Source organism: Sulfuricurvum sp. (assembly GCF_049305995.1).
Lineage (GTDB): Bacteria > Campylobacterota > Campylobacteria > Campylobacterales > Sulfurimonadaceae > Sulfuricurvum.
In genome coordinates, this window is sequence record NZ_JBAQPS010000320.1 from 1 (window position 1) to 6,877 (window position 6,877).

Below are 6,877 nucleotides of genomic sequence, written 5' to 3' on the forward strand. Positions count from 1 at the left end.
GCTTAAACGTGATTGGTTGCTTTATCAGCTCGAACAAGAACGAAGTGTGATTTTGGGTGAAAAACGTGATTTTTCTTATAAAGCTTATTTAAACGGAGAAAAAAAAATGAAAGCCGGTCGCCTTTCAAAGCTGGAACTTCTACGGTTAAAAAGTGAATACGATACTACTCTCCAAGAGGTTGCATCGACGCTTATGGAAGCAGAACACGCTCAACACCGTCTCAAAGAAGTGACTATGATGAAAGATGAGATAGTCATTGATGATATAAATTTTACCTTTATACAATTAAGAGATTTGGAAGAGCGACTGAATGAAGCTCCGCTGATAAAATCACTGATGAATCGCACCGAAATGATTGATGCGCAAATTGCTACGCTCAGACACGCTACACTTGAATCGCTCTCGTTTGGAATCGGGATGACACAAGAACCGACCCAAAACAGTATCGATTTTCGTCTTACCGTCCCATTGGTACTGAGCAGTAAAAATGAAAATAAAATTGCTGCATTGATGAGTGAACGGAGTGCTTTGGTTCATGTATGCGATCTGGCTAAGGAAAAACTTCATATCAGCGTAAGCGGGTTGATGGAACATCTGAGTGAACGTGAGATGATGATCAAAAGACTGCGTGAGAATGAAACGCATTATGAAACACTTTTCAATATGGCTCAAAAAGGGTATGAGGGGGGTGTGATAGGGCAGTTTGAATATCTCGCTTCCAAAAATGCGTATTATGATGCCCGTATGCGTACAGTTGAAATGAAACAAAATTATATTGAAGAAATGACGGTAATTGAGGAAAAAATAGGGAGAATTTGGTAATGAGAAAAAGTTTAATAGGACTCATGATAGCCACGGCGGCAATGGCGCAAATTACTATCAGCGAAGTACAAATGAAAAAGATGGGAATAGTTGCGGAAAATGTTCGTGTAACAAGCAGTTCGAAAATTGGTCCGCTGATCGCTAAAATCGATTATGACGAAGAAAAATCCAAGAGCTATTTTTTGAATCATGAAGCTTCCATTCTATCTTTGAATGTTCGAGCCGGCGAACGGGTTAAAAAAGGGCAAATCTTATGTCGTATTGCATCTCCGGAACTAATGAATGTTGCTTTCGAACTCAAAGAACTTCGTAATCGGTACGAAGTAATTTATAATAATGCTAAAAAAGATGAAATTCTTTATAAAGAGGGGATTATTTCTTACCGTGATTACCAAGCTACAGCATTGGAAGCTTCATCATTACGCTCACGTATCACGTCATTGGAAAGTCGTTTTAGTGTTGCGGGGGTGAGGATAAAACCAGATGGATCATTGGCCGTAATGGCTCAAAAGAGTGGAATAATTACGGATGCTCCATTGGCTGTTGCTGAAAAAATTTCTCCGTATGAACCTTATTTTCGTATTTCAGATACGGATGCCAAGATAGCTATTCTTAATATATCACCCAAACTGATGAGTGCCATATCCAAAGGGGATAAAGTATTAAATGAGATGGGAAAATCGCTGGGAACCATCATTTCTGTTTCTCCTTCCGTTAATGTGTCGAATAATTCAGCTACTGCTATCGCACGTTTACGTGATACTTCCGGTGAACTGCGTGCAGGGACAACGGGCGCTTTATTCGTATCCGCATCCAAACCGGTCGTTTCAATACTGATTCCTTCTAATAGTGTAGTTAAATATCAAGGGAAAAATATTTGCTTCATTCGTACAGCGTCAGGCTTTAAAGCTCAGCAATTAATGGTTATCGGTATGAGTAAAGAGGGAGTCCTGATACGTCAAAATGAAATTGATAAGAATACGAAAGTGGCTACAAGCGGATTGATCATCCTCAAAGGTGCTTTAAGCGGATTGGGATTTGAATAATGCTGAATTCCATCATTGAATTTTCACTTAAACAGCGTATTGTTGTCCTTTTGGCTGCTTTAGCTATTTTGCTATATGGGGGATATTCATTTATGAAGATTCCTATCGATGCCTTTCCTGATATCTCCTCTACACAGGTAAAAATTATTATGAAAGCCCCGGGAATGACTCCCGAAGAGGTAGAAACTCGTATCGTGCGGCCATTGGAAGCTGAGCTGATGGGGATAGAGAATCAAACACTGCTCAAAAGTACGTCTAAATATGCAATAGCTGATATTACGATTGATTTTAGCGATGGTACCGATATCTATCGTGCACGTTCTCAAGTCGCTGAAAAGCTCTCATCAGCCATGGAATCACTTCCACGGGGAGTTAGCGGAGGGATGGCTCCGATCACGACACCGCTTGGTGAAGCGTTTATGTTTACAATTGAAGGAAATTTAAGTCAACAGGCTAAACGTGAGCTTCTTGATTTTACTATCCGTCCGGCACTGCGTGGGGCAAAAGGGGTCGCAGATATTAACGCTTTGGGGGGAGAAGTCCGAACCATCACGCTTATTCCTGATATCAGTGCTATGGGGCGATTGGGAATTAGCTTAAGCGATTTGGAATCAACATTGGGTGCTAACCTCAAAAATGACGGTGCTGGAAGGCTTGATCGAGGTGATGAAGGATATTTGGTCAAAGTTAACAGCGGTGTGGAAAACAGCAGTGAAATTGCCAATATTACGATTCATTCGCATAACGGTCCAATACGGATTGCCGATTTCTGCATGATCAATGAAGAATCACGAACACGCTTGGGATTTGTTACTAAAGACGGTATTGGGGAAGCAACCGAAGGATTGGTAATGACTCTGCGCGGCGCCAATGCCAAAGAGACAATTATTGATATTAAAAAACGTCTTGCCATTCTAGAAGCGACACTTCCAGAGGGGGTGAGCATTGTCCCATTTTATGATCGGAGTGAACTGATTCAAAAAGCAGTTGATACCGTATCTCATGCTTTAACAGAAGCGGTTATTTTGGTCATTCTCTTATTATTGCTTTTTTTAGGCGATGTTCGTGCAGCGATAGCCGTAGCGGTGATCCTGCCGTTGTCGCTTTCAGTGGCCTTTATACTGATGCGTTATTTTGGAATCACAGCAAATTTGATGAGTTTGGGCGGTTTGGCGATTGCGGTAGGGATGTTAGTTGATTCAGCGGTCGTAGTCGTTGAAAATACGTTTGCAGTTTTGAGTAAAGAGAATCAAAAACTTCCGAAACTACATCTCATCTATCGTGCCACCAAAGAGGTGAGTGTTTCCGTTTTTAGCGGATTGCTGATTATCGCCGTAGTATTTTTGCCGCTGTTGACGCTGGAGGGATTGGAAGGGAAACTTTTTGCTCCTGTGGCGATGACAATCGTTTTTGCCCTTTTGGGGTCATTGATCCTTTCGCTTACCGTGATTCCGGTTATTGCATCGTTGCTACTTAAAACAGCATCGCATCATGAAACAAAGTTGGATCGTTTTTTCTCTAGCTTGTATGTTCCGGCACTTGACTTTGCTCTCAACCGCACAAAAACCCTTTTTATCGGAGCAATTGTATTTTTAATCGTAAGTTTTTCACTCTTTATGCTTGTCGGCAAAACATTTATGCCGACACTGGATGAGGGAGATTTGATATTGATTGTCGAACCGATGCCCTCCATATCGCTGGATGCGTCCAAAGATCTCAATTTAGCGATCCAAGCGGAATTAAAAGAAAAAATTCCCGAAATTAAAACCATCGTTGCCCGTACCGGTACCGATGAACTTGGATTGGACCCAATGACTCTCAATCAAACTGATACCTTTTTAATCCTCAAGCCAAAAGAGGAGTGGAGAGCTGCAAGCAAAGAGGAAATTATGGACAATATTATGACGGCGCTGAAACCGTTTAGCGGCGTCGGATTTAGCTTTACACAACCTATCGATATGCGTATTTCTGAGATGTTGACGGGGACGCGTGGGGATTTGGCGGTTAAGATTTTCGGTACAGATATCGATACATTGAATGTACTGAGCAAAAATGTGGGAACTATTTTAGAAGGAATTGAAGGCTCAAGTGAAGTGGTCGTTACCCTTAATGAAGGGATAAACTACCTGAGCATTACCCCTGATCGGCTTGCCACTGCAAATACGGGAGTGAACAGCGGAGAGTTACAGCAGTTTTTAAAAGCTTCATTGGAAGGGATAATCGTTGATACGATTCCACAAGGAAATGCCCGTACACCGGTGATGATACGTTTGAATAGCGATATCGCAAATGATTATGAAAAATTTCGTGCATTGGAGATCCCTTTAAGTGAGGGAGGCAGTATTCCTTTGTCCAGTGTCACGACAATCCATGAGACGGATGGACCGGTGCAAGTGCTTCGAGAAAATAATGAACGGCTCAGTGTGGTTCGCTCCAATGTTGAAAACCGTGATCTTGTCGGATTTGTGGAAGAGGCAAAGGAGAAAATCAATGCAGGGATAGAACTTCCTGATGGGTACAAAATTGTGTACGGAGGACAATTCGAAAACCAGCAACGCTCGTCTGCACGATTGATGATGGTTGTTCCTGTGAGTATCGGAGTGATTTTCTTGATCTTATTTTTCACGTTTCGATCGGTCAGTACTACATTGCTTATATTACTTAATATTCCATTCGCAGTAACGGGAGGGATTATCTCTCTTTACTTGAGCGGTGAGTATCTTTCAGTCCCTGCATCGGTTGGATTTATTGCCTTGTTTGGGATTGCAGTACTTAATGGGGTAGTCATGGTCAGCTATTTTAATACACTTTTAGGCAACGGTATGTGTATTGATGATGCTATTCGTGAAGGGGCTAAGCGACGGTTACGTCCTGTCTTAATGACGGCGTTTATCGCAGCCCTCGGTCTTTTACCGCTGCTATTTGCATCAGGTGTGGGGAGTGAGATTCAAAAACCGCTCGCCATTGTTGTCTTGGGAGGATTGGTGACATCTACTATTTTAACGCTACTAATTTTACCTCCTGCATTTAAAATGAATTATAGGAGGAATAGATAATGAATTGGAGCGGTATGGATATTTATTTTGAAATCACCAATAAAGATTTACTGGTTGATTTATTATTGGAAGAAGGATATGATGACTTTTATTTTTTTCCTTGTAAACGCTATGGTGCCGGTGCTTTTTTAACAAATGTACAAGAGCAGGTGAGTGCACGACGGGATTTCGGAGTATTTCGACTTTTTATGCATGAGACCGAAGCTTTCTTTCTCTCAGCAGCGATTAAAAAAGAATTAAACGATAAAACGATCAAAATATTTCTTCATGAGGTAAAAGAGCTATAGATGAGACTGTTAATTGCGGATGATGAACCTGAACTTCTTGAATTATTGAAAGTTTCGTTACAAAACCGTGAATGGATTATTGATACCGTTAGTGAAGCAGATGAAGTAAAAAGTTATTTGGATGCCTACAGCTATGCTCTTTTTCTCGTTGATCGGACATTTCACGGTAGAGATCGAGTACGTGAACTGATAGATTATGCTAAAAGCAAGAACCCTTCGATGGGCATATTGGTTTTAAGTGCATTGGGAAGCATTGATGAAAAAGTACAGGGGCTTGAATATGGTGCAGATGATTATCTTGAGAAACCGTTTGATATTAAAGAACTTCGGGCGAGATTGATTGCATTGAAACGGCGTTATGCGCCAAGAATAAAATTCTTTGAAGGTATTGAAATTGATCTTCAGAATAAAACGATTAAAAAAGAGGACAATTTTATTTTCCTGAGTGGCAATGAACAAAAACTTTTTTTCTATCTCATCGAGAGGGGAAGTGTGGCTTCCCGATATGAAATCATGGATGCTCTATACGATAATCCACAGAATATTACCTCTAATACGATAGATGAGTTAGTAGGGCGGATCCGTAAAAAAATTCATCCGTTGATTATCAAAACGATCAAAACACGAGGATATCTCATTGAATTTTAGATGGAGCCATTCTCTTAAATTTAAAGTTACCCTCATCTTTTCGATAGGGATTGCAATCGCGTTCACTATCAATTGGATTATTGCGATTAACACAATTCATACCGAAAAAACAGAGGATGTTGAGAAAGTTCTTAAGCATTTGCTGATTGAAAGTATTGATGAATATATCGCTTCTTCTCTCCTACCTTCCAGTGATGTGAGTTTTCTCTATACTATCCCTCATAATAAAATGATTCTCAGTGATTCTGAAGCAAGCTCTTTACGTTTTGTTATTTCTACCTATCCGTATATGACACATGAAAAACAGATTGCATCATCTATTAAGCTCTCCAATGGTTATTATCTAAATGCACTTAGTGATCACAAAAAAATAGATATTTCTACTTATAAATATGGTGAAAAACTACTCTTACGCTACATTATATCCCTAGTGATTATCCTAATTATCGTTATGCTAGTTCTTGATTTTTATATGAAACCGTTGGCTTTATTGGCATTAAAAACATGTGAATGGAAGCGTGAAAACCCTTTTGATCTTGTTATAGATGATGCTTCTTCTGAAATCATGGAAGTTTCTACTGCCTTTGCCACTTTGGTACGCCGTTTAGAAGGATATCGGCTAAAGGAAAAAGAACTTTTTAAAGAGGCGGCGCATGAACTGAAAACACCTCTAGCTTTGATGCGTTCACGACTCGATGTTTACCAAAATGGGGAAGGGTATTTAAAAAATAAGTTTGTTGACGAGCTAGGGCATGATATTGATAGATTGACAAGCGAATTAAAAAATGTACTTTTTTTAGAGAGTTCAGATTTTGATGAAGCGAGTAATGTCAACATATCCGAAATTTTTCGAATGCTTAATACAAAAATGGATATATTAATTCAACGCAAATATCTGAATATTCAATTACCTGAACAGTCGTTTATGGTTTTGGCACCTGAAAAACTTTTAATTAAAGTTCTAAGCGCTCTACTCGAAAATGCTATTACTTATGCTCGAGAGAACACTGTTATAAA

Annotated in this window: 6 protein-coding genes; all 6 read left to right on the forward strand. The window is 39.9% G+C overall.

Annotation, left to right across the window (positions count from 1 at the left end; genetic code table 11):
• A partial coding sequence (locus WA010_RS11005; protein ID WP_422557163.1) for a TolC family protein occupies positions 1-823 on the forward strand: 823 nt, incomplete at its 5' end.
• Positions 823-1,869 (forward strand): efflux RND transporter periplasmic adaptor subunit, encoded by a 1,047-nt coding sequence (locus WA010_RS11010; RefSeq protein ID WP_422557164.1) that lies wholly within the window; start codon positions 823-825, stop codon positions 1,867-1,869. The genes WA010_RS11005 and WA010_RS11010, both read left to right, overlap by 1 nt.
• Positions 1,869-4,925: an efflux RND transporter permease subunit gene (locus WA010_RS11015; RefSeq protein WP_422557165.1), complete on the forward strand. Its 3,057-nt coding sequence runs from the start codon at positions 1,869-1,871 to the stop codon at positions 4,923-4,925. The genes WA010_RS11010 and WA010_RS11015 overlap by 1 nt, the downstream gene beginning before the upstream one ends.
• Positions 4,925-5,212: a DUF3240 domain-containing protein gene (locus WA010_RS11020; RefSeq protein WP_422557166.1), complete on the forward strand. Its 288-nt coding sequence runs from the start codon at positions 4,925-4,927 to the stop codon at positions 5,210-5,212. Before WA010_RS11015 ends, WA010_RS11020 begins: the two co-directional genes overlap by 1 nt.
• Positions 5,213-5,860 (forward strand): response regulator transcription factor, encoded by a 648-nt coding sequence (locus WA010_RS11025; protein ID WP_422557167.1) that lies wholly within the window; start codon positions 5,213-5,215, stop codon positions 5,858-5,860.
• On the forward strand, positions 5,850-6,877 hold a 1,028-nt coding region (locus tag WA010_RS11030), incomplete at its 3' end, for a hypothetical protein (protein WP_422557168.1). The genes WA010_RS11025 and WA010_RS11030, both read left to right, overlap by 11 nt.